The sequence below is a fragment of the Geodermatophilus arenarius genome (assembly GCF_042654585.1).
GTDB lineage: Bacteria > Actinomycetota > Actinomycetes > Mycobacteriales > Geodermatophilaceae > Geodermatophilus > Geodermatophilus arenarius.
Window position 1 is genome coordinate 158,046 of record NZ_JBHSGR010000008.1, and the last position, 21,493, is coordinate 179,538.

The 21,493-nt window shown below is 77.5% G+C and carries 24 protein-coding genes; 18 read left to right on the forward strand and 6 right to left on the reverse strand.

The window, feature by feature from the left end; all coding sequences use genetic code 11:
- Nucleotides 1-10: 10 nt before the first annotated feature.
- The 3 genes from ACFO3M_RS09760 to ACFO3M_RS09770 all read right to left on the reverse strand — a co-directional run bounded on the left by ACFO3M_RS09760 (nt 11) and on the right by ACFO3M_RS09770 (nt 3,165).
- The gene (locus tag ACFO3M_RS09760; protein WP_387988387.1) at nt 11-916 is read right to left on the reverse strand and encodes an HAD family hydrolase; all 906 of its coding nucleotides are present in this window, start codon (nt 914-916) and stop codon (nt 11-13) included.
- Between the two features lie 94 nt (nt 917-1,010).
- A complete protein-coding gene (locus ACFO3M_RS09765) occupies nt 1,011-2,216 on the reverse strand; it encodes a DUF5667 domain-containing protein (protein WP_387988388.1) in 1,206 nt (401 codons plus the stop codon).
- A 118-nt stretch (nt 2,217-2,334) separates the two neighbouring features.
- Entirely contained in the window at nt 2,335-3,165 is an 831-nt protein-coding gene (locus ACFO3M_RS09770; RefSeq protein ID WP_387988389.1) for a sigma-70 family RNA polymerase sigma factor, read from the reverse strand.
- A gap of 202 nt (nt 3,166-3,367) precedes the next feature.
- Here ACFO3M_RS09770 and ACFO3M_RS09775 point away from each other — a divergent pair, with 202 nt between their 5' ends.
- From ACFO3M_RS09775 to ACFO3M_RS09840, 14 genes are all read left to right on the forward strand, one after another.
- Nucleotides 3,368-3,619: a glutaredoxin family protein gene (locus ACFO3M_RS09775; protein WP_387988390.1), complete on the forward strand. Its 252-nt coding sequence runs from the start codon at nt 3,368-3,370 to the stop codon at nt 3,617-3,619.
- 277 nt (nt 3,620-3,896) lie between these two features.
- Nucleotides 3,897-4,583 (forward strand): redox-sensing transcriptional repressor Rex, encoded by a 687-nt coding sequence (locus tag ACFO3M_RS09780; RefSeq protein ID WP_387988391.1) that lies wholly within the window; start codon nt 3,897-3,899, stop codon nt 4,581-4,583.
- The gene (locus ACFO3M_RS09785) at nt 4,580-5,935 is read left to right on the forward strand and encodes a glutamyl-tRNA reductase (RefSeq protein WP_387988392.1); all 1,356 of its coding nucleotides are present in this window, start codon (nt 4,580-4,582) and stop codon (nt 5,933-5,935) included. Before ACFO3M_RS09780 ends, ACFO3M_RS09785 begins: the two co-directional genes overlap by 4 nt.
- The gene (gene hemC, locus ACFO3M_RS09790) at nt 5,932-6,882 is read left to right on the forward strand and encodes a hydroxymethylbilane synthase (RefSeq protein WP_387988393.1); all 951 of its coding nucleotides are present in this window, start codon (nt 5,932-5,934) and stop codon (nt 6,880-6,882) included. Before ACFO3M_RS09785 ends, hemC begins: the two co-directional genes overlap by 4 nt.
- A 103-nt stretch (nt 6,883-6,985) precedes the next feature.
- Nucleotides 6,986-8,515 (forward strand): uroporphyrinogen-III synthase, encoded by a 1,530-nt coding sequence (locus ACFO3M_RS09795; RefSeq protein ID WP_387988394.1) that lies wholly within the window; start codon nt 6,986-6,988, stop codon nt 8,513-8,515.
- Complete coding sequence (hemB, locus tag ACFO3M_RS09800; protein WP_387988395.1) at nt 8,512-9,510, forward strand: porphobilinogen synthase; 999 nt, start codon at nt 8,512-8,514, stop codon at nt 9,508-9,510. The genes ACFO3M_RS09795 and hemB overlap by 4 nt, the downstream gene beginning before the upstream one ends.
- The gene (locus tag ACFO3M_RS09805; RefSeq protein ID WP_387988396.1) at nt 9,510-10,055 is read left to right on the forward strand and encodes a hypothetical protein; all 546 of its coding nucleotides are present in this window, start codon (nt 9,510-9,512) and stop codon (nt 10,053-10,055) included. The genes hemB and ACFO3M_RS09805 overlap by 1 nt, the downstream gene beginning before the upstream one ends.
- A complete protein-coding gene (gene hemL, locus ACFO3M_RS09810; RefSeq protein WP_387988397.1) occupies nt 10,052-11,434 on the forward strand; it encodes a glutamate-1-semialdehyde 2,1-aminomutase in 1,383 nt (460 codons plus the stop codon). Before ACFO3M_RS09805 ends, hemL begins: the two co-directional genes overlap by 4 nt.
- The gene (locus ACFO3M_RS09815; RefSeq protein ID WP_387988398.1) at nt 11,434-12,066 is read left to right on the forward strand and encodes a histidine phosphatase family protein; all 633 of its coding nucleotides are present in this window, start codon (nt 11,434-11,436) and stop codon (nt 12,064-12,066) included. The genes hemL and ACFO3M_RS09815 overlap by 1 nt, the downstream gene beginning before the upstream one ends.
- Entirely contained in the window at nt 12,063-12,695 is a 633-nt protein-coding gene (locus ACFO3M_RS09820; RefSeq protein WP_387988399.1) for a TlpA family protein disulfide reductase, read from the forward strand. The genes ACFO3M_RS09815 and ACFO3M_RS09820 overlap by 4 nt, the downstream gene beginning before the upstream one ends.
- The gene (locus ACFO3M_RS09825) at nt 12,696-13,514 is read left to right on the forward strand and encodes a cytochrome c biogenesis CcdA family protein (RefSeq protein WP_387988400.1); all 819 of its coding nucleotides are present in this window, start codon (nt 12,696-12,698) and stop codon (nt 13,512-13,514) included. It abuts the gene before it with no gap.
- Nucleotides 13,511-15,145 carry a cytochrome c biogenesis protein ResB gene (resB, locus tag ACFO3M_RS09830; protein WP_387988401.1) on the forward strand — a complete coding sequence of 545 codons (1,635 nt, stop codon included), beginning with the start codon at nt 13,511-13,513 and terminating at the stop codon, nt 15,143-15,145. The genes ACFO3M_RS09825 and resB overlap by 4 nt, the downstream gene beginning before the upstream one ends.
- Complete coding sequence (gene ccsB, locus ACFO3M_RS09835) at nt 15,142-16,107, forward strand: c-type cytochrome biogenesis protein CcsB (RefSeq protein ID WP_387988402.1); 966 nt, start codon at nt 15,142-15,144, stop codon at nt 16,105-16,107. Before resB ends, ccsB begins: the two co-directional genes overlap by 4 nt.
- A gap of 116 nt (nt 16,108-16,223) precedes the next feature.
- The gene (locus ACFO3M_RS09840; RefSeq protein WP_387988403.1) at nt 16,224-16,574 is read left to right on the forward strand and encodes a hypothetical protein; all 351 of its coding nucleotides are present in this window, start codon (nt 16,224-16,226) and stop codon (nt 16,572-16,574) included.
- A gap of 95 nt (nt 16,575-16,669) precedes the next feature.
- Here the strand turns inward: ACFO3M_RS09840 and ACFO3M_RS09845 are convergent, their stop codons facing one another.
- Nucleotides 16,670-16,879, reverse strand: a complete 210-nt coding sequence (locus ACFO3M_RS09845; protein WP_387988404.1) for a hypothetical protein — start codon at nt 16,877-16,879, stop codon at nt 16,670-16,672.
- Nucleotides 16,880-16,986: 107 nt separating this feature from the next.
- Here ACFO3M_RS09845 and ACFO3M_RS09850 point away from each other — a divergent pair, with 107 nt between their 5' ends.
- Nucleotides 16,987-17,424: an Lrp/AsnC family transcriptional regulator gene (locus tag ACFO3M_RS09850; protein WP_387988414.1), complete on the forward strand. Its 438-nt coding sequence runs from the start codon at nt 16,987-16,989 to the stop codon at nt 17,422-17,424.
- Between the two features lie 29 nt (nt 17,425-17,453).
- Entirely contained in the window at nt 17,454-17,765 is a 312-nt protein-coding gene (locus ACFO3M_RS09855; protein WP_387988405.1) for a DUF4229 domain-containing protein, read from the forward strand.
- A 7-nt stretch (nt 17,766-17,772) separates the two neighbouring features.
- Here the strand turns inward: ACFO3M_RS09855 and ACFO3M_RS09860 are convergent, their stop codons facing one another.
- Complete coding sequence (locus tag ACFO3M_RS09860) at nt 17,773-18,645, reverse strand: 1,4-dihydroxy-2-naphthoate polyprenyltransferase (protein WP_387988406.1); 873 nt, start codon at nt 18,643-18,645, stop codon at nt 17,773-17,775.
- The gene (gene menE / locus ACFO3M_RS09865; RefSeq protein WP_387988407.1) at nt 18,645-19,784 is read right to left on the reverse strand and encodes an o-succinylbenzoate--CoA ligase; all 1,140 of its coding nucleotides are present in this window, start codon (nt 19,782-19,784) and stop codon (nt 18,645-18,647) included. The genes ACFO3M_RS09860 and menE overlap by 1 nt, the downstream gene beginning before the upstream one ends.
- Before the next feature lie 41 nt (nt 19,785-19,825).
- Here menE and ACFO3M_RS09870 point away from each other — a divergent pair, with 41 nt between their 5' ends.
- The gene (locus tag ACFO3M_RS09870) at nt 19,826-20,785 is read left to right on the forward strand and encodes an o-succinylbenzoate synthase (RefSeq protein WP_387988408.1); all 960 of its coding nucleotides are present in this window, start codon (nt 19,826-19,828) and stop codon (nt 20,783-20,785) included.
- Nucleotides 20,782-21,493, forward strand: a 712-nt coding sequence (locus ACFO3M_RS09875; RefSeq protein ID WP_387988409.1) for a thiamine pyrophosphate-binding protein, incomplete at its 3' end; no start/stop codon positions are given. The genes ACFO3M_RS09870 and ACFO3M_RS09875, both read left to right, overlap by 4 nt.

Genomic DNA, 21,493 nt, shown 5'->3' on the forward strand with positions numbered 1-21,493 from the left:
GGCCGCCTCCTCAGGCCCGTCGGCGGCGGAGGGCGACCGCGCCGCCGACGACGCCGCCGGTGACCGCCGCGGCCGCGACCGTGGGGACGCCGATGCGGGCGGCCTTCCGGCCGGTGCGGAAGTCGCGGACGGTCCAGTCGCGGGAGCGGGCGACCGCGCGCAGCTCGGTGTCGGGGTTCACCGCCACCGCCGTCCCGGTCAGGGTGAGCATCGGCAGGTCGTTGGCCGAGTCGCTGTAGGCGGTGCAGCGGGCGAGGTCCAGGCCCTCCCGCTCGGCCAGCGCCCGCACCGCCTCCGCCTTGGCCTCGCCGTGCATGAGCTCGCCGACCAGCCGGCCGGTGTAGCGGCCGTCGACCACCTCGGCGACCGTGCCCAGCGCGCCGGTGAGCCCCAGCCGGTGGGCGATGATCCGGGCCAGCTCCACCGGTGTCGCAGTGACCAGCCACACCCGCTGGCCGGCGTCGAGGTGCTGCTGGGCGAGGTTGCGGGTGCCCGACCAGATCCGGTCGGCCATGAGCTCGTCGTAGATCTCCTCGCCGGCGTCGACGATCTCGGCGACCTCGCGGCCGGCGACGAAGGCCAGCGCGGTCTCGCGGATGGTGTGCATGTCGCCGGCGCTCTCGTTGCCCGCGACCCGGAACTTGGCCTGCTGCCACGCGAAGCGGGCGATGTCGCGGGAGGTCAGGTACTTCCGCGAGGCCAGGCCGCGGGCGAACCAGAACAGCGAGGCGCCCATCATCATCGTGTTGTCGACGTCGAAGAACGCGGCGGCGGTGCGGTCGGCCACCACGGCCGGGACCGGCTCGACCTCCGCGGCGGCCGCGGACGCCGCGCCGGCGACGTGCGCGCGGATCTCCTCCTCGGACGGCGCCCCGCCGTCCTGCCTGCGGCGGCCGCGGAACGGCAGACCCGGCACGGGCTCCCTCCCCTGGGGTGGTCCCTCCGCCCTGGGGCGGTACCCGACCGACCCTATCGGCCGCCCGCCGGGGCCCCCGACCCGGACCGGGGCCTCAGCAGATGATCGGCCAGAGGCAGATCGGCAGCGGGGTGTCCAGGACCGGGGGCGGCGTGGTGGTCGACGGCGCGGACGGCTGACCGCCGCCCCCGGGCAGCGGGAGCGGCGGCAGGGGCAGGCCCCCGCCGGGCACGGGCGGGGCCGTCGTCGGCGCGGTGCCGCCGGTCGGGACGCTCCCGCCCCCGGAGCCGGTCGGCGCCGCCGGGCCGCTGCCGGTCGACGGCGCGGGCGCCGCGCTCGAGGGCGCCGTGGTCCCCGAGCCGGCCGTCGGCGGGGCCGGCTGCGTCGACGGCGCGGCCGGCTGGTCGGGGGTCGGGGCGCCGGGGCCGGCCGGTGCGGGCGCCGTGGTCCCCGAGCCGGCCGTCGGCGGGGCCGGGGTGGCCCCGCAGGCGACGGGCAGCGGGCCGAACCGGTCGGCGCCGGAGACGGCGGGGCCGGCGGGGCAGTCGAGCGCGGTGCGCAGCTCCGCGGCGCGGGTGCCGACCTCCGAGACCACCTCGAGCGAGCGGGTGGCGGCGGTGCCGGCGTCCGCGGGCAGCGCGTCCTGCAGGCCGGCGAGGCCGGAGCCCTGGTCCTCGGCCCAGCCGGCGAGCACCGCCAGGGGAGCGGCATCGCGGCCGGCGACGGCCTGGGTGAGCACCAGGGCGGCGCCCTCGGTGGTCTGGGCGTCCATGGTGGCGAGGGTGTCGACGACCAGGTCGGCCGGCGGCGTGGCCACGCCGTCCTCGACCAGGTCGCCGAGCTCCTGCAGCCGGGTGGTGGCGAACTCCAGCAGCGTCAGGCCGCGCTCGTCGCCGGCCAGCGCGAGCTGGGTCTGCTCGGTGCCCCGCTTCAGGGCGTAGAGCGCGTCGCCGGGTTCGGCGTCGGTGGACAGCGCGACCAGGGACCCGAGCGCGGTGACCGCCAGCGCCGCACCGGCGACCCCGGCGGTCAGCCGGGACCGCCACGCCGGGCGGCCGGGTGCCGGCCGGGCGGCCCGCAGCCGGGACAGACCCCGGCGTGGCTCCGGCTCCGGCGCCGGCTCCGGCGAGCGGACGGCGGCCATCGCCACCAGCCGGGCGCGGGTGGCCGCGCGGAAGTCGGGCGCGGGCTCGTCGTCGAGGTCCACGGCGAGCGCGCGGAGCCGGTCCTCGAGGGCCGCCTCCCGCTGCCGCGCGGACGCACGGCGGGATGCTCCCGCGGCGTCGTGCTCGGCGCTCACCTGGGTCCTCCGGTCTGTCGGTCGGGGCTCGGTCGACGGGAGCAACGACGCAGGTCAGGGGCCGTTACGGCGTACCCGCGGGTAACAACGCCGCGTCCCCCGCCCGGGGTCCCGCGGGTCACCGGAGCCCCTCCGGCAGCAGGCCGGCCAGCCGCCGCACCGCCCGGTGCTGCAGCGCCTTGACCGCGCCGTCCTTCTTGCCCATGACCGCCGCGGTCTCCGACACCGACAGCCCCTGGAGGAACCGCAGCGAGATGCACTCCTGCTGCTCGCTGCCCAGCTGGCGGATGCACGCCAGCAGCTGCTCGTTGGTCAGCCGCGAGACGACGGCGTCCTCGGGACCGTCGGTGGCCTGGTCGGCGTCGCGCATGTCCGCGGTGGTGACCTCCAGCCGGAACCGGCTGCTCTTCACGTGGTCGCGGATGATGTTGCGGGCGATCGTCACCAGCCACGCGCCGACGTCGCGGCCCTGGAAGGACAGCGAGTCGATGCGCCGCAGCGCGCGGACGAAGGTCTCGCTGGTGAAGTCCTCGGCCTGGGCGCGGTCGCCCATCCGGTGCAGCACGTACCGGTGGACCAGTGTCACGTAGTGGTCGTAGAGCCGGCCGAACGCCTCGGCGTCGCCGGCCTGCGCCTGCCGGACGAGGTCCCAGACGTCGACCCGGTCGTCGGGCAGGTCCTCCTCGAGTGCCGCCAGCTCCTCGGCGAGCGCCTCCTCGTCCTCCTCGGGCGGCTCCACCACGGTCCCGGGGGCGGCCCCGTCGGGAGCGACGGCCTCCGGAGCGACGGCCTCCGGAGCGACGGCCTCGGCGTCGACGACGGCGTCCGGCTCCGCCGGTGCGGCCTCCACGCTGGCGCGCGGGTACGGCGTCGGGCGGGGGCGGGGACCGGGCCGCCGCCCCGCCGGGACGGCGGACGACCGCTCGTCCACCGGGCGCGACTGCGGCATGCGGGACGTCGACCTCCTCGTCGGCCCGCCGAGCCGTGACGGCTCGCCCGACGGGGGTCCTCCCGGCTCGGCGGTGTCCCGCTGTCCTGCGGGTCCTCTCACATGGTGACAACATCACTGCGAACCGTCCACGTCGGCCGGCCGTGCGGTACGTCCCGGTACCCCGCCGGGGGGACCGCCGCCGCCCCGCAGGAGGTGTCCTGTGACCGAGACCCCCGTGCGGCTGGAGCTGCTGACCCGGGCCGGCTGCCACCTGTGCGTGACCGCGGCCGAGACGCTCGCGCGGATCGCCGGGGAGGCCGGGGTCACCACCCGCGAGGTCGACGTCGACGCCGACCCGGAGCTGCAGGCCGAGTACGGCGACCGGGTGCCGGTGGTGCTGCTCGACGGCCGGGAGCACTCCTACTTCACCGTCGACGTCCCCCGGCTGCGCCGCGACCTCGGCATCGCATGAGGACCCCGTCCTCCCCACCCCTCGCAGGCTCGGGGCGGGACCCGGGACGGGGCCGTCACGAGGGTCGGAAGACCCCCGGGCGGGTATGGTCTCGAACACAGCCGCGGGCATCCGCGCTGGCCCGGGGCCCGAGGGCGTCCCCGGGACTTTGTTCCTGCGTTCACAAGCGGTTACCGTGGCTGTCGCCGGGTGGGCGTACCGCCCGGATCCCCGATGTCGTCCGCCCACGCAGGCTCCCGCCGGCGCCCGGGCGCGACCGCTGTGGAGTAGGCCCGTGATGCAGTCGCGGCCCCGGATCCCGGAGGCCACCGTCGCCCGGCTGGCCGTGTACCTGCGGGTGCTCACCGGACTCGCCGACAGCGGCCGCGGCACCGTCTCCTCCGGCGAGCTGGCCTCGGCGGCCGGCGTCAACCCCGCCGGGCTGCGCAAGGACCTCTCCCACCTCGGCCCGTGCGGCGTGCGCGGGGTCGGTTACGACGTGGCCACCCTGCGCGACCGCATCGCGGCCGTGCTCGGGATGGAGACCGCGCACGCGTGCGTCCTCGTCGGGATCGGGAACCTGGGGTCGGCGCTGGCCGGCTACGGGGGCTTCGGCAACCGCGGCTTCGAGTTCGTCGGCCTGTTCGACGCCTCGCCGGCCCGGGTGGGGCAGCGGATCGGCGACCTGCCGGTCCGGCCGATGGAAGAGCTCGACGAGGTCGTCGCCGCCACGCGGGCGACGATCGGGGTCATCGCGACACCGGCGGAGGTGGCGCAGCGGGTCTGCGACCGGCTGACCAGGGCCGGGGTGAGGAGCATCTTGAACTTCGCGCCGGTGGCGCTCACCGCACCCGCCGGGGTCGGCGTCCGCCAGGTCGACCTCTCCGTCGAGCTGCAGGTCCTCGCGTTCCTCGACAAGCAGCGGGGCGCCCTCCCGGGAACGGCGCTCGGCACCGGGCTCGCCCCCGCCGGGGGGATGGCATGAGCCTGCTCGCCGTCGGCATCAGCCACCAGACCGCGCCGGTCGCGCTGCTCGAGCAGGTCGCGATGAGCGCGGACGACAGGGTCAAGGCGCTGCACGAGCTGGTCGAGAGCGACCACGTCAGCGAGGCGCTCGTGCTGGCCACCTGCAACCGGGTCGAGGTCTTCGCCGAGGTCGACCGCTTCCACGGCGGCGTCGCCGAGGTCAGCCGGGTGCTGGCCCGCCAGGCCGGCGCCTCCGTCGAGGAGCTCTCGCCCTACGTCACCGTCCACTACGAGGACCAGGCCGTCGCCCACCTGTTCACCGTGGCCGCGGGCCTGGACTCCATGGTGGTCGGCGAGACCCAGGTCCTCGGCCAGCTGCGCGCCGCCTACGCCCTCGCCCAGGAGGAGGGGACGGTCGGCCGCTCGCTGCACCCGGTCGCCCAGCACGCCCTGCGGGTGGGCAAGCGGGTGCACTCCGAGACCGGCATCGACCGCGCGGGCGCCAACCTGGTCACCGTCTCCCTCGACCACGCCGAGCAGCGGGTCGGCCCGCTGGCCGGCCGCCCGACGCTGGTGGTCGGCGCCGGGTCGATGGGCGCGCTGGCCGCCACCACGCTGTCCCGCCGCGGCGCGCTGGTCACCGTCGCCAGCCGCTCGCCGGAGTCGGCCGCCCGCCTGGCCGCCGCGGTCGACGGCGGCACCGCCGAGCTCACCGACCTGCGCGCGGCGATCGCCGACGCCGACGTCGTGGTCACCTGCACCGGCGCCACCGGCCTGGTGGTGGGCACCGACGTCGTCGCCGGCGCCATGGCCGACCGGGACGGCCGTCCGCTGGCCGTCGTCGACCTGGCCCTGCCCCGCGACGTCGACCCGGGCGTGGCCGCGCTGCCCGGCGTGCACCTGGTCGACCTGGCGCTGCTGCAGGGCGAGCGCTCGGCCGCCGGGGGCACCGGCCCGGTCGCCGCCGACGACGTCTCCGCCGCGCACGCGCTCATCGAGGCCGGGACCGCGCTGCTGCGCGCCGAGCGGCAGGCCGCCGCCGTCGCCCCGACCGTGTCCGCGCTGCGCAGCCAGGCCGCCGAGGTCGTCGACGCCGAGCTGCTGCGCCTGTCCACCCGGCTGCCCGACCTCGACGCCCGCGCCCGCGGCGAGATCGCCCGCACCGTGCGGCGGGTGGTCGACAAGCTGCTGCACGAGCCGACCGTGCGGGTCAAGGAGCTGGCCGCCACCCCCGGCGGCGTCGACTACGCCGACGCGCTGCGGGCGCTGTTCGGCCTCGGCATCGACACGGAGGTGCCCGAGGACGGCACCCGGCTGGCCGAGGCGGTCACCGTCGACCCCGACGACCTGCGCCCCGGCGGTGTGGCGTGACCGCGCCGCCGACCGGCACCGCCACCCGCACGCTGCGCCTGGGCACCCGCGCCAGCCAGCTCGCCCGCACCCAGTCGCAGACCGTCGCCGACGCGATCACCGCGGCCAGCGGCGTGCCGGTGGAGCTGGTGCACATCAGCACCGAGGGCGACCGGTCGGCCGCGGCCATCGCCCAGCTCGGCGGCACCGGCGTCTTCGTCACCGCGATCCGCAGGGCGCTGCTCGAGGGCACCGTCGACGTCGCGGTGCACAGCTACAAGGACCTGCCCACCGCGCCCGAGCCCGGGCTGGTGCTGGCCGCCGTCCCGCCGCGGGAGGACCCCCGCGACGCGCTGGTCGCCCGCGACCGCCTGACCCTCGGCGAGCTGCCGGCCGGCGCCCGCGTCGGCACCGGCGCCCCGCGGCGGGTCGCCCAGCTGCGCGCGCTCGGCCTGGGCCTGGAGGTCGTACCGATCCGCGGCAACGTCGACACCCGGATGGCCCGCGTCGTCCCGGGCGACCTCGACGCCGTCGTGCTCGCCCGCGCCGGGCTCGCCCGCCTGGGCCGGCTGGCCGCGGTCACCGAGACCCTCGACCCGCTGCAGGTGCTGCCCGCCCCGGCGCAGGGCGCCCTGGCCGTCGAGTGCCGGGCGGACGACGAGCGGACGCTGCAGCTGCTCGCTCCCCTCGACGACGCCGGCACCCGTGCCTGCGTGCTCGCCGAGCGCACCACGCTGGCCGCGCTCGAGGCCGGCTGCAGCGCCCCGGTGGCCGCCTACGCGGAGCTGGCCGAGGGCGAGGACGGCGCCGAGCTGTACCTGCGTGCCTCGGTCACCGCGATCGACGGCAGCGACGGCGTCCGCGGCTCGGTCACCGGGCCGGTCGGCGAGGCCGGGCGGCTGGGCCGCGACCTCGCCGCCGACCTGCTCGACCGCGGCGCCGCGGAGCTCGTGGCGGCCGCCCGGTGAGCCCCGGGCGCCGTCCCCCCGCCGGGCAGACCGCTCCGGCACCCCAGACCCCCACCCACGCCCTCCCCAGGGCCTCGACACCAACAAGGACCAGGAGCTCGTGATGACGCGCTTCCGCAAGACCCCCGGCCGCGTCGTCTTCGTCGGCGCCGGCCCCGGTGACCCCGGCATGCTCACCGCCCGGGCCACGGCCGCGATCGCCGAGGCCGCGGTGCTGCACGTCGACCCCGACGTGCCCGCCGCCCTCCTCGACGCCGTGCGCGCCGGCCGCCCCGGCGTCGAGCCGACCGTCGTGAGCGGCGAGCCGGCCGACGTCGCCAAGGCCGCCGTCGCGGCCGCGAAGACCGGCGACGTCGTCGTCCGGCTGGTCGCCGGCGACCCGTTCACCTCCGACGCCGTGGTCAAGGAGGTGCTCGCCGTCGGCCGCACCTCCGTGCCCTTCGACGTCGTCCCCGGCGTCGCCCCCGCCACCGCGGTCCCGGCCTTCGCCGGCGTCGCGCTCGGCGGCACCTCGCTGACCGCCGACCTGCGCCACAGCGACGTCGACCTGCCCGCGCTGGCCGGGGCCGCGCACGCCCTCGGCGCCCCGGTGGTGCTGCAGGGCGGCGCCGAGCAGCTGCCCGACGCCGCCGCGCGGCTGGTCGAGGGCGGCCTGTCCGGCAGCACGCCGGTCGTCGTCACCACCGGCGGCTCGGGCACCGGCCAGAAGAGCGTGACCGCCAAGCTGTCGGCCGTCGCCGAGAAGACCGCCGACCTCGGCGGCGTCAGCGGGCCGGTCGTGGCCACCGTCGGCGCCGCCGTCGACAAGCGCGGCAAGCTCTCCTGGTGGGAGAGCCGCCCGCTGTTCGGCTGGCGGGTGCTGGTGCCGCGCACCAAGGACCAGGCCGGCGAGATGAGCGACCGGCTGCGGGCCTACGGCGCGGTGCCGGTCGAGGTGCCGACCATCGCCGTCGAGCCGCCGCGCAGCCCCGCGCAGATGGACCGCGCCATCAAGGGCCTGGTCACCGGCCGCTACGGCTGGATCGTGTTCACCTCGGCCAACGCGGTGCGCGCGGTCCGGGAGAAGTTCGCCGAGCTGGGCCTCGACGCCCGCGCCTTCGCCGGCGTGAAGGTCGCCTGCGTCGGCGAGCAGACCGCCGAGGCGGTCCGCGCGTTCGGCATCGTGCCGGAGCTGGTGCCCACCGGGCAGCAGTCCAGCGAGGGCCTGCTGGCCGACTTCCCCGAGTACGACGACGTGCTGGACCCGATCAACCGGGTGCTGCTGCCCCGCGCCGACATCGCCACCGAGACCCTCGCCGCGGGCCTGCAGGAGCGCGGCTGGGAGATCGACGACGTGACCGCCTACCGCACCGTGCGCGCCGCCCCGCCGGCCGCCGCGGTCCGCGAGGCGATCAAGGGCGGCGGCTTCGACGCGGTGTGCTTCACCTCCTCGAGCACCGTGCGCAACCTGGTCGGCATCGCCGGCAAGCCGCACGCGAAGACCGTCGTCGCCGTCATCGGCCCCGCCACCGCGGCCACCGCGCAGGAGTTCGGCCTGCGGGTCGACGTCCAGCCCGAGACCGCCGCGGTGCTCCCGCTGGTCGACGCGCTGGCCGAGTACGCCGAGGCGCGGCGGGAGGGTGAGGGCGAGTGACCTCCCCGCAGGGCGGGTCGAACCCGGGCTTCGCGCGCGGGCGCCGGCTGCGGTCGACGCCCGCGCTGCGGCGGCTCACCGCGCAGACCCGGGTGGCCCCGGCCGACCTGGTGCTGCCGGTGTTCGTCAAGGAGGGCATCGACCGGCCGCAGCCGATCGGCGCGATGCCCGGCGTCGTGCAGCACACGCTGGACTCGCTGCGGAAGGCCGCGCACGAGGCGGCCGACGCCGGCATCGGCGGGCTGATCCTCTTCGGCATCCCCGCCGAGAAGGACGAGGCCGGCTCGCAGGCCGACGCCGCCGACGGGATCGTCAACGTGGCGCTGCGCCAGCTGCGCGCCGACCTCGGCGACGAGCTGGTGCTCGTGGCCGACCTGTGCCTGTGCGAGTACACCTCGCACGGGCACTGCGGCCTGGTCACCCCGGCCGGCGTCGTGGACAACGACCCGACGCTGGACCGGTACGCCGCCGTGGCGATCGCGCAGGCGCAGGCCGGCGCCCACGTCATCGCCCCCAGCGGGATGATGGACGGGCAGGTCGCGGCGATCCGCCGGGCCCTGGACGGCGCCGCGTTCACCGAGACGCCGATCCTCGCCTACGCCGCCAAGTACGCCTCGGGCTTCTACGGGCCGTTCCGCGAGGCGGCCGAGGGCGCGCCGCAGTTCGGCGACCGCTCGACCTACCAGATGGACCCGCCCAACGCCGACGAGGCGCTGCGCGAGGTGGCGCAGGACCTCGCCGAGGGCGCCGACGCCGTCATGGTCAAGCCGGCGCTGCCCTACCTGGACGTCGTGGCCCGGGTCGCCGACGCCGTCGACGTCCCGGTCAGCGCCTACCAGGTGTCCGGCGAGTACGCGATGGTCGAGGCGGCCGCGGCCAACGGCTGGATCGACCGCGAGCGGGCGATCCTCGAGACGATCACCGCCATCCGGCGGGCCGGCGCCGGCCAGGTGCTCACCTACTGGGCGGTCGAGGCCGCGCGCCTGCTCCGCTGATGGGCTACGTCGAGCCCGGGGGCTCCTGGCGGCCGTTCTGGCTGGTCGCCGGGGTCCTCGGGCTCCTCGCCGTCCTGGACCTGGCGCTGCCCGGCCCGGACGTGCCGCCGCTGCTGTGGGTGCTCGCCGTCGTCGCGGTGCTCGGCACCGTCGCCTTCGGCTGCACGGCGGCCCGGCGGGTGTGGACGGTGCGGGTCGACGGCGGCGGTCCCGACGGCGCGCTGTCGGTGGGCCGCGAGCGGGTGCCGCTGACCGACGTCGACGCCGCCCACCTGCGGGCCGTGCGCGAGGGGACGGCCGGCGTGGACGCCGGCGCCCCCGTCCTGGGCGGCGGGTGGTCGGTGCCGCGCGGGCGCACCGGGCTGCCGCTGCGGCTGACCGACGGGCGGACCGTGCTCGTGCCCACCCGCGACCCCGCGGCGCTCGCCGGCGCGCTGCTGGCCGCGGTCCCGGGCGGCGCCCCGCCGGGGAGCCCGACGTCACACGGCGCCGGCCCCGACACCCCCGACGGGCGTCCGGGGGGCGGGGGGACACTGGGGCCGTGACCTCGCTGGACACGACCCGGTACGACTACGACGCACCGGTCTCCGCCGACCTGTTCGCCCGCGGGCAGCGCGTGACCCCGGGCGGGGTGAACTCGCCGGTGCGCGCCTTCCGCGCCGTCGGCGGCACCCCGCGGTTCATCGCGCAGGCCCAGGGCCCCTGGCTGACCGACGCCGACGGCCGCCGCTACGTCGACCTCGTCGCGTCGTGGGGGCCGATGCTCCTCGGCCACGCGCACCCGGCCGTCGTCGAGGCGGTGACCGCCGCCGCCCGCCGCGGGCTGTCCTTCGGCGCGCCCACCGAGGGCGAGCTCGAGCTCGCCGAGGAGATCATCGCCCGCGTGCGCCCGGTCGAGCGGGTGCGGCTGGTCAACTCCGGCACGGAGGCGGTGCTGTCCGCGCTGCGCCTGGCCCGCGGCGCCACCGGCCGGCCGCTGGTGGTCAAGTTCGCCGGCAACTACCACGGCCACGTCGACGCGCTGCTGGCCTCGGCCGGGTCCGGCGTCGCCACCCTCGGCCTGCCCGACACCCCCGGCGTCACCACCGGCGCGGCCGCCGACACGATCGTGCTGCCCTACAACGACGTCGCCGCCGTCGAGGCCGTCTTCGCCGAGCGCGGGTCCGACATCGCCGTCGTGGTCTCCGAGGCGGCGCCGGGCAACATGGGCGTCGTCCCGCCGCTGGACGGCTTCAACGCGCAGCTGCGCCGGATCACCACCGAGCACGGCGCGCTGCTGCTGCTCGACGAGGTCATGACCGGCTTCCGGGTGTCCCGCTCGGGCTGGTACGGCCTCGACCCCGTCGACGCCGACCTGTTCACCTTCGGCAAGGTCATGGGCGGCGGGCTGCCGGCCGCGGCCTTCGGCGGGCGCGCCGACCTGATGGAGCAGCTGGCCCCGACCGGGCCGGTGTACCAGGCGGGCACGCTGTCGGGGAACCCGGTCGCCGTCGCCGCCGGGCTCACCACGCTGCGGCACTGCACCGACGACGTCTACGCCCGCTGCGACCGGGTCGCGGTCACCCTGCGCGGCGCGGCCAGCGCGGCCCTGTTCGCCGCCGGCGTCCCGCACCGGGTGCAGCAGGCCGGGTCGATGTTCTCGGTCTTCTTCGTCCCCGACGAGCGCCGGGTGCGCGACTACGACGACGCCCGCACCCAGGACACCGCCGCCCACCGCGCGTTCTTCCACGAGATGCTCGCCCGGGGCGTGTACCTGCCGCCGTCGGCGTTCGAGGCCTGGTTCGTCAGCGCCGCGCTCGACGACGAGGCCGTGGAGCGGGTGCTCGACGCGCTGCCCGCCGCCGCCCGCGCCGCCGCGGCCGCCGACCCCGCCGACGCCCCGTCCGACGAGGACGCGAAGGACGCCCAGGAGCTGCAGCCCTGATGGAGACGACCGTCGTCCACCTGCTCCGGCACGGGGAGGTCCACAACCCCGGGAAGGTGCTCTACGGCCGGCTGCCCGGCTACCGGCTGTCGGAGGCCGGCGAGGCGATGGCCCGCCGCGCCGCCGAGTGGCTCGTCGGTCGCGGCGTCACGCACCTGGTCTCCAGCCCGCTGGAGCGGGCGCGGCAGACCGCCGCGCCGGTCGCCGAGACGCTGGGCCTGCCGGTCGCCGTCGACGAGCGGCTCATCGAGGCCGGCAACGCCTTCGAGGGGATGCCGGTGGCCGGCGGTCAGGGGCTGGTGCGCCGGCCGCGGGACTGGTGGAAGCTGCGCAACCCGGTGCGGCCCTCGTGGGGCGAGCCCTACGTCGAGATCGCCGCGCGGATGCTGCTCGCCGTCGAGGCCGCCCGCGACGCCGCCCGGGGCGCCGCCGCCGTCTGCGTCAGCCACCAGCTGCCCATCTGGACGCTGCGGCTGCACCTGGAGGGGAAGCGGTACGTGCACGACCCGCGCCGGCGGCAGTGCGGGCTGGCCAGCGTCACGTCGGTGACCTACGAGGGCGACCGGGTCGTCGGCATCACCTACGCCGAGCCGGCCGGGGCCACCGACCCCGACGCGGTGCCCGGGGCATGACCGCTCCACGACAGCGCTCCGCCGGCGCCCCACGCTCCCGCGGGGTCCCCGGGAGGCGCGCCCTGACCGCCCTGCTGGCGTCGGCCGCCCTGCTGGCCGGCTGCTCCACGGGCTCCGACGCCGTCGACGTCAGCAACGGCGGCGAGTTCCGCTTCGTCGCGGCCACCCCGGCCGGCGAGGTGATCCCCGAGGGGGAGCGGGACTCCGCGCCCGCGTTCGGCGGCACCCTGGTCGGCGGTGGTGACTGGACCTCCGACGAGCTGGCCGGGCAGGTCGCCGTCCTCAACTTCTGGGGCTCCTGGTGCGCGCCCTGCCGGGTGGAGACGCCGGCGTTCCAGGAGGTCTACGCCGACGTCCGCGACCGGGGCGTGGCCTTCCTGGGCCTCAACGTCAAGGAGGCCGACGAGCAGTTCGCGCAGGCGTTCGTCGACAGCCAGGGCATCGAGTTCCCCTCGCTGTACGACCCCGCCGGCGAGGTCGCGCTGGCCTTCCGGGACTACCCGGCGAACGCGATCCCGTCCACGATCGTGCTGGACCGGGACGGCCGGGTCGCCGCCGTGTACACGGGCGAGGTGTCGCAGGAGGACCTGCGCGCCGTCCTCGACCGGCTGCTCGGGGAGGAGAGCTGAGTGGACGGCGTGCGTGAGCTCGTGACCGACGGCCCGCTGCTGGTGGCCGCCGTCGTCGCCGCGCTGGCCGGGCTGGTCAGCTTCGCCTCGCCCTGCGTGCTGCCGCTGGTGCCGGGCTACCTGTCCTACGTCACCGGGCTCGTCGGCACCGGCGCCCGCCCCGCGCCCGCGCCCGTCCCCGCCGGCCCGGGGGCCACCGCCACCGCCGTCCGCGCCGACGAGCGCACCCCGCGCGGGCGGATGGTGCTCGGCGCGCTGCTGTTCGTCCTCGGCTTCACCGTCGTGTTCGTCGCCGCCGGCGCGGCGTTCGGCGGGCTGGGCCGGCTGCTGGTCCAGTACGACGACGTCATCACCCGGGTGATGGGCGCGGTCGTCGTCGTGGTCGGCCTGGGCTTCCTCGGCTGGCTGCCGTTCCTGCAGCGCACCGCCCGGCTGTCGGTGCGCCCCGCGGCCGGGCTGGCCGGCGCCCCGCTGCTCGGCGTCGTCTTCGGGCTGGGCTGGACGCCGTGCCTGGGCCCGACGCTGTCGGCGGTCTACTCGCTGGCCTACACCGAGGCCACCGCCGGCCGCGGCGCGCTGCTGTCGGTCGCCTACTGCCTGGGCCTGGGCGTGCCGTTCGTGCTGGTCGCGCTCGGCGCCCGGTGGGCGGTCGGGGCGACGACGTTCCTGCGCCGGCACGCCCGCGGGGTCACCCGCTTCGGCGGCGCGGTGCTGGTGCTGGTCGGCCTGCTCCTGGTCACCGGCGCGTGGACCGAGATGATGGGCTGGCTGCGGTCCTGGCTGGCCGTCACCGGGCTGGGGGAGTCCGCGCCACTGTGACGACCACCGCCCCGCCCCGCCCGGCCGCCGCGCCCCCGCCGCCGGCCCCGCCCTCCGGGCTCCGCCGCGCCGGCGGGTTCCTGCTGCGCCAGTGGCGCCGGCTCACCGCCATGCGCACGGCGATCGTGCTGCTGTTCCTGCTGGCGCTGGCCGCCATCCCCGGCTCGCTGCTGCCGCAGCGGTCGCTGTCGCAGAGCAACGTCACGCAGTACTTCGCCGACCACCCGACGCTCGCGCCGCTGCTCGACCGGCTCTACCTGTTCGACGTGTTCGGCTCGCCGTGGTTCGCCGCGGTGTACCTGCTGCTGTTCGTCTCGCTCATCGGCTGCGTGCTGCCGCGCGCGCTCGAGCACGCCCGCGCGCTGCGCACCCCGCCGCCGCCCGCGCCCCGGCGGCTGACCCGGCTCCCCGACGCCGCCGCGCTGCCCACCGCGCTGCCGGCCGCCGGCGCCCTCGACGTCGTCGAGGAGGAGCTGCGGGTCCGCCGCTACCGCGTGGTGCGCCGCGAGCGGGACGGCGTGGCCGAGCTGTCGGCCGAGAAGGGCCTGCTCAAGGAGACCGGCAACCTGGTCTTCCACCTGGCGCTGGTCGGCCTGCTGCTGGCGCTGGCCGGCGGCAAGCTGTGGGGCTACGAGGGCAGCATCCTGGTCACCGAGGGCCAGCGGTTCTGCAACTCGTTCCAGCAGTACGACACCCACTCCTCCGGCGCGCTGGTGGAGGGCAGCGACCTGACGCCGATCTGCGTCGGGCTCGACGACTTCCGCGCCACCTACGAGCAGGACCTCACCGCCTCCTCGTTCACCGCCGACATCACCTACGGCGCCCCCGGCGAGGAGGGCCGGCCGACGACGATCGGCGTCAACGACCCCCTGCGGGTCGACGGCGACCGGGTCTACGTCACCGGCCACGGGTTCAGCCCGACGTTCACCGTGACCCGGCCCGACGGGTTCAGCATCGACGACGTCTCGGCGCCGTTCCTCCCCAGCGACCAGCGGATGATGGGCAGCCAGGGCGCGCTCAAGCTGCCCGACCTCGGCGCGGGCACCGAGGACCAGTTCGCGCTGGAGGGCTTCTTCGCGCCGACCGGCCTGACGCAGGGCGGGGTCCTCACCTCGATCGACCCGCGCCCGCTGGCGCCGCAGGTGGCGGTCGTGGCCTACGAGGGCTACCTCGGCCTGGACTCCGGCCTGCCGCAGTCGGTCTACTCGCTCGACGCCTCGCAGATCGAGCGCGGCCGGCTCACCGAGGTCGGCCGGGGCAACCTGTCGGTCGGGGAGTCGCTGACCCTGCCCGACGGGACGACGGTGACCTTCACCGGTTACAAGGAGTTCGCCGCCCTGCAGTTCTCGCACGACCCGGGTCAGGTGTGGGTGCTCGCCGCGGCGATCGCGGTGCTGGCCGGCCTGCTCGGGATGCTGCTGCTGCGCCGGGAGCGGGTCTTCGCCCGCGCCACCGGGCCCTCCGCCGACGGCGGTACCGTGCTCGAGGTCGGTGGACTGACTCGAGGCAGCGGCGACAGCGCACCGCGCTTCACGGCGTTGACCGACGACCTGCGGGCGGCCCTCGCCGCCCGCGCCGCGACCCGTGCCCCGTCCGGGGGCGCACCCGAGACCGGAGGCACACCCGCGTGACCGCCGACCAGCTGTCCGGACTGTCGGACACCCTGTTCTCCGTCAGCGTCGGCCTGTACTCGCTCGCCGTCGTCGCCTTCGCCGCCCAGCTGGCCTTCGGCCGCCGGCCCGCCCGCGCCCGCGCGCTGGTCGGCGCCGGCGCCCCGGTCGACGAGCCGGTGGCCCCCGAGGCGGCCCCGGCCGGCACGGACGACCCGCCGGCGGTGCGCCGCTGGGGCCTGGTGGCGATGCTGCTCACCGCCCTGGGGGCGCTCACCCACGCCGGCGTGCTCGTCGCCCGCGGCCTGGCCGTCGACCGGCTGCCCTGGGGCAACATGTACGAGTTCGCCGTCGCGGTCGTGCTGGTCGCCGTCGTGGCCTTCCTCGTCCTCGCCGTCCGCTCACCGGCCCTGCGGCACCTGGGCCTGTTCGTCCTCGCCCCGGTCGTGGTCAGCCTGGTCGCCATCGGGCTGTTCCTCTACGTCGAGAGCGCCCCGCTCGTGGCGGCGCTGCGGTCGAGCTGGCTGGCCGTGCACGTGACGACGGCGATCCTCGGCTTCGGCGTCTTCTTCGTCAGCGGCATCGCCAGCGTGCTCTACCTGGTCCGCGGCCGGTTCGAGGCCCGCGGCGGCGACCCGTCGTCGTCGCGGCTGGTGGCGCGCATCCCCTCGGCCGCCACGCTGGACCGGGTCGCGCACCGCACGGCGATCTTCGGCTTCCCGATCTGGACCTTCGCGGTCATCGCCGGCGCCATCTGGGCCGAGAGCGCCTGGGGCCGGTTCTGGGGCTGGGACCCCAAGGAGACGTGGGCCTTCATCGCCTGGGTGGTCTACGCCGCCTACCTGCACGCCCGGACGACGGCGGGCTGGCGGGGCCGCCCCGCGGCGTGGGTCAACGTGGTCGGCCTGGGCGTCATGGTCTTCAACCTGCTGTACGTGAACATGGTGTCGTCCGGGTTGCACAGCTACGGCGGTGTCGACTGACCTGCGTCCCGTCCGCCCCACCCGCCCCACCCCTCACTCCCGTGAGGGGGTCCGGGCGCGGGTTCCCGGCCCGGCGTGTTGCGATGGGCGCATGACTGCACGCGCGGGGGGACGCCGTGGGTAGACACGCAGCCGCCGACGGCGCCGGCACCGACCCGATCGTGGCGGCCGCGCTGGCCACCGGCACCCCGGCGACCCGGCACGCGCCCGGCGCCACCGCCCAGGGGACCGAGGGCGACCTGGGCTGGCCGGGGGACACCACCACCGGCGGCGGGCTCGGCTGGCCGGGCTCGCTGGACCGGGCCGACGACGCCGGCGCGGCGGCCGGGACCGACGCGACCGAGGGCCCCGAGGCCACCGCGCGCATCGACGTCGTCCCCGCCGTGCCCGGGACCGCGCCGGACGGGGACCCGGAGCCGCCGGGCCCGCGCGGCTGGCGCCGTCTGTTCGGCGGCCGCGCGGCCTGAAGGACCCCGCTGCCCCCCACCCCTCGCAGGCTCAGGGGCGGGACCCCGCGGCAGGGCCGACGGCTGGCCGGGGCGGTCCTCGGCCTGCGGTCCGGCTAGGCGGGGGAGCCGTCGTCGCGGCGGACGCGGCGGCCGAGCTCGCGGAGGAACTCCGGGTCGTCGTCGGGGGCGACCGGGCGCGACGCGCGGGAGGGCCGCGGACGACGGGCAGGCCGCTCCCGGCGCAGCTCGCTCCCGGCGACCGCCGTCGCCCGGACCACGAGCACCACCACGAGCACCGCCACCAGCAGCAGCACGACCGGCACCCGGCCTCCCCTCTCCAGGAACGTCCCTGCCACCCAATGTACGAGCGCGGGGATACTCGGGGAGCGGGCCGCGACCGCGTCCGCACACGACCTGGACGGAGCCCCCCATCGACGCCGTCGACCGGCAGCTGATCGACCTGCTGCGCGCCAACGGCCGCGCCAGCATCGCCGAGCTGGCCCGGCAGGTCGGGCTCTCCGCGCCGGCCGTGCACGAGCGCGTGGGCAAGCTGGAGGCCTCCGGCGTGGTCCTCGGCTACCGCGCCGTCGTCGACCCGGCCGCCCTCGGGCTCGACGTCACCGCGCTGATCGGCGTCATCGAGAGCGACGCCGTCGACGACACCGGCGTGGAGGCGGCGCTGCGGGCGATGCCCGAGGTCGAGGACTGCTGGCGGGTCGCCGGCAGCGAGGGCTACGTGCTCAAGGTCCGGGTGACCGACATCCCGGCACTCGAGGCCGCCATCAACGCGTTGAACAGGATCGAGGGCGTCGCCCGCACCCGCACGACCGTCGTGCTCTCCACGAAGTGGGAGGGCCGGACGGGATGACGCCCGACAGCACGCAGGAGGACAGCAGCATGGCCGAGAGCACCACCCCGGGCGCGCCCACCGGCGGTCCCGCGACCCCGCCGCGGATCGCGCCGTGGCTGCTGCTCTACACGCTCGGCCGGCTGGTCATCGCCGCCGCGCTCGTCGCGCTCATCTGGCTGGTCGGTCTGCCCGGCTTCCCGGCGCTGCTGTTCGGCCTGCTGCTGTCGATGCCGGTGGCGCTGGTGCTGCTGCGCCCGGTCCGCGACAAGCTGACCGAGGGCCTGGCCGCCCGCAGCGTCGCCCGCCGCACCCGCAAGGAGCAGCTGCGCGCCCGGCTGTCGGGCGACGCCGCCGCCTGAGCCCGCCTCAGCCCGACAGGGCGAGCCCGGCGCCGAGCAGCACGCCGGTGGCCAGGGTGAGCAGGCCGGTGGCCTGCAGCGCGGCGATCAGCGCCGGCCCGCGGCCGCCGGAGAGCACCACCCGCGACGGCGGCACGGCCAGCGGCGCGGCGGCCAGCGCGAGCAGCGCCCACGGCCGGCCCACCCCGATCGCCACGACGACGGCGAACGCGACCGCGAGCAGGCCGACGTAGAACCGCCGGGTCGCGCGGTCGCCGAGCAGCACCGCGAGCGTGCGCTTGCCCACCCGCGCGTCGCCCTCGACGTCGCGCAGGTTGTTGACCACCAGCAGCGCCACCGACAGCAGCCCGATCGGCACCGCGGCGGCCAGCGCCAGCCCCTCGACCCGCCCGGTCTGCACGAACGTCGTCCCGGCGACGGCGACCAGGCCGAAGAACACGAAGACGAACACCTCGCCGAGCGCCCGGTAGCCGTAGGGCAGCGGGCCGCCGGTGTAGGTCCAGGCCGCGGCGATGCACACCGCGCCGACCGCGACCAGCCACCAGCTCGACAGCGCCGCCAGCACCAGCCCCGCGACCCCCGCGACGGCGAAGGACAGCAGCGCCGCCATCAGCACCGCGCGGGGCGAGGCCGCGCCCGAGCCGACCAGCCGCATCGGCCCGACCCGGACGGCGTCGGTGCCGCGCCTGCCGTCGGAGTAGTCGTTGGCGTAGTTGACCGCCACCTGCAGCGCCAGGGCCACGAGCAGCGCCAGCAGCGCGGGCACGAGCCGGAAGCCGTCGAGCGCGGCCGCGGCGCCGGTGCCCACGAGCACCGGGGCGAGCGCGGCCGGCAGGGTGCGGGGCCGGGCGCCGGCCACCCACTGCGCGGGCGTCGCCATCAACGGACCCCTCCACCCAGGGCGGCTGCCACGCCGCGGCGGTCGGGCTTGCCGGTGTGCAGCGTCGGCACCGACCCGATCAGGTGCAGCTCGCGCGGCGCGGACGGGCCGCCCAGCCGCTCGGCCACCCACGGCCGCAGGGCCGCGAGGTCGGGTGCGGCGCCCGGCGCCGGGACGACGGCGGCCACCACCCGCTGCCCCCACTCGTCGTCGGGCCGGCCGAAGACCACGGCGTCGGCGACGGCGGGGTGCTCGCGCAGCGCCCCCTCGACCGCCTGCGGGGCCACGTTCACCCCGCCGGTGACGACGACGTCGTCGAGCCGCCCGGCCACCGTCAGCCGCCCGTCGGGGCCGACGCTGCCGGCGTCGCGGGTGCGGAACTCCCCGCCGGCGAACGCAGCCGCGGTGCTCTCCGGGTCGCGGCGGTAGCCGAGCGCCAGCACCGGTCCGGCGATCGCGATCCCCTCGTCGTCCGCGCGCACCCGGACGCCGTCGAGCGGGACGCCGTCGTAGACGCACCCGCCCGCGGTCTCGGTCGTGCCGTAGGTGGTCACCACCGCGACGCCGGCCTCGCGGGCGCGCGCCAGCAGCCCCGGGTCGGTGGCCGCGCCACCGACGAGCACCGCGTCGAACGCGCGCAGCGCCGCCGGCTCGCGCTCCAGGTACCGGCGCAGCTGGGTGGGCACCAGCGCGGTGTACCGCCGGCCGGCGGACATCCGCGCCACCGCCGCGGCCAGGTCCTCCCCGGGCGCGAGCACGGTGGGCGCCGTGCCGCCGAGCACCGACCGCACCAGCACCTGCAGCCCGGCGATCGCCGACACCGGCAGCGCGAGCAGCCAGGCGCCCGGGCCGCCGAGCCGGTCGAGGGTCGCCGTCGCCGAGGCCCGCAGCGCCGCGGCCGGCAGCAGCACGCCGCGCGGGCCGCCGGTCGACCCGGAGGTGACGACGACGAGGTCGGCGCCGTCCTCGAGCGGCTCGTCCGGCGCGAGGACCTCCCGCGCGGCCGCCGCGGGCGGCCCGGCCGGGAGGACGGCGAGCGGCGCGGCGCCCTCCAGGCAGGCGCGGACGGCGGGCAGCACGGTGCCGAGGACGGCGTCGGGGGAGTCCGGCGCGGGGAGGACGGTCAGCTGCCGGATCACGGGTCCCGAGGGTACGTCGCGCGCGACATAGGCTTGCGGGCGTGATCACCCCCGCCGGCCTCCCCGAGGGGATCGACCGGCTGGCGGTGTGGTCGGTGCCGATGCGCACCCGCTTCCGCGGCATCGACGTCCGCGACGGCGTGCTCGTGCACGGCCCGGCCGGCTGGGGCGAGTTCTCCCCGTTCTGGGACTACGGCGTGCGGGAGAGCCGCCGCTGGTGGTCGGCCGCCGCCGAGGCCGCGCTGCAGGGCTGGCCCGCGCCGGTGCGCGACGCGGTGCCGGTCAACGCGACCGTCCCCGCGGTGGGCCCCGAGCGGGCGCACGCGATCGTGACCGCGTCGGGCTGCCGGACGGCGAAGGTGAAGGTGGCCGAGCCGGGCCAGACCGCCGGTGACGACCTCGCCCGCGTGGAGGCCGTCCGCGACGCGCTCGGCCCGTCCGGTGCGCTGCGGGTCGACGCCAACGCCGCCTGGGACGTCGACACCGCCGTCGCCCGCATCCGGGAGCTGGACCGGGTGGGTCTGGAGTACGTCGAGCAGCCCTGCGCGACGCTGGCCGAGCTCGCCGCGCTGCGCCGCCGGGTCGACGTCCGGGTCGCCGTCGACGAGGGCGTGCGCCGCGCCGACGACCCGCTGGGCGTCGACCTGCGGGAGGCCGGCGACGTCGTCGTCCTCAAGGTGCAGCCGCTCGGCGGCGTGCGGGCCGCGCTGCGCGTGGCCGAGGCGCACGGGCTGCCGTGCGTGGTCTCCTCCGCGCTGGAGTCCTCGGTGGGCATCGCCGCGGGGGTCGCGCTGGCCGCCGCGCTGCCCGAGCTGCCCTTCGCCTGCGGCCTGGCCACGGTCGCCCTCCTGGACGGCGACGTCACCGACGCCCCGCTGCTGCCGGTGGACGGCGCACTGCCGGTGACCCGGCCCGACCCCGGCCGGCTGGACGCCGTGACCGCGCCGGGCGACGTCACCGCCCGCTGGACGGAGCGGCTGGGCGCGGTGCTGGCCGCGTGAACCCCTCCACCGCGCTGGCCCGCGTGCTGGTCGACGAGCTGGTCCGCGGCGGCGTCCGCGACGCCGTCGTCGCGCCCGGCTCCCGCTCGGCGCCGGTCGCCCTGGCGCTGGCCGCCGCCGAGCGAGCCGGCGTCCTGCGGCTGCACGTGCGCATCGACGAGCGCACGGCGTCCTTCCTCGCCCTGGGCCTGGCCCGCGCGTCCGGCCGGCCGGTGCCGGTGCTCACCACCTCCGGGACGGCGACCGCGCACCTGCACGCCGCCGTCCTCGAGGCCGACGTCAGCGGGGTGCCGCTGCTGGCGCTGACCGCCGACCGGCCGCCGGAGCTGCGCGGCACCGGCGCCAACCAGACGATCGAGCAGCCGGGCCTCTACGGCGGCGCGGTGCGCTGGGCGGCCGACGTCGGCGTGCCCGAGGCCGGCCGCGAGGCCGCGCAGAACCGCTACTGGCGCTCGGTGGTGTCCCGGGCGCTGCTCGCGGCCACCGGCGTCCTGTCCGGCGACCCCGGGCCGGTGCAGCTGGACCTGCCCTTCCGCGACCCGCTGCTGCCCGAGGAGGAGCCCGGCCCGCTGGCGGGCCCGTGGGCCGGCCGGGACGGTGGCGCGCCGTGGACCGCCGGCGCGTCCGCGCCCGCCGCGGCCGCACCGATCGCCGACGGCCCGCGCACGCTCGTCGTCGCCGGGGACGGGCCCGAGGCCGCCGGCCGGG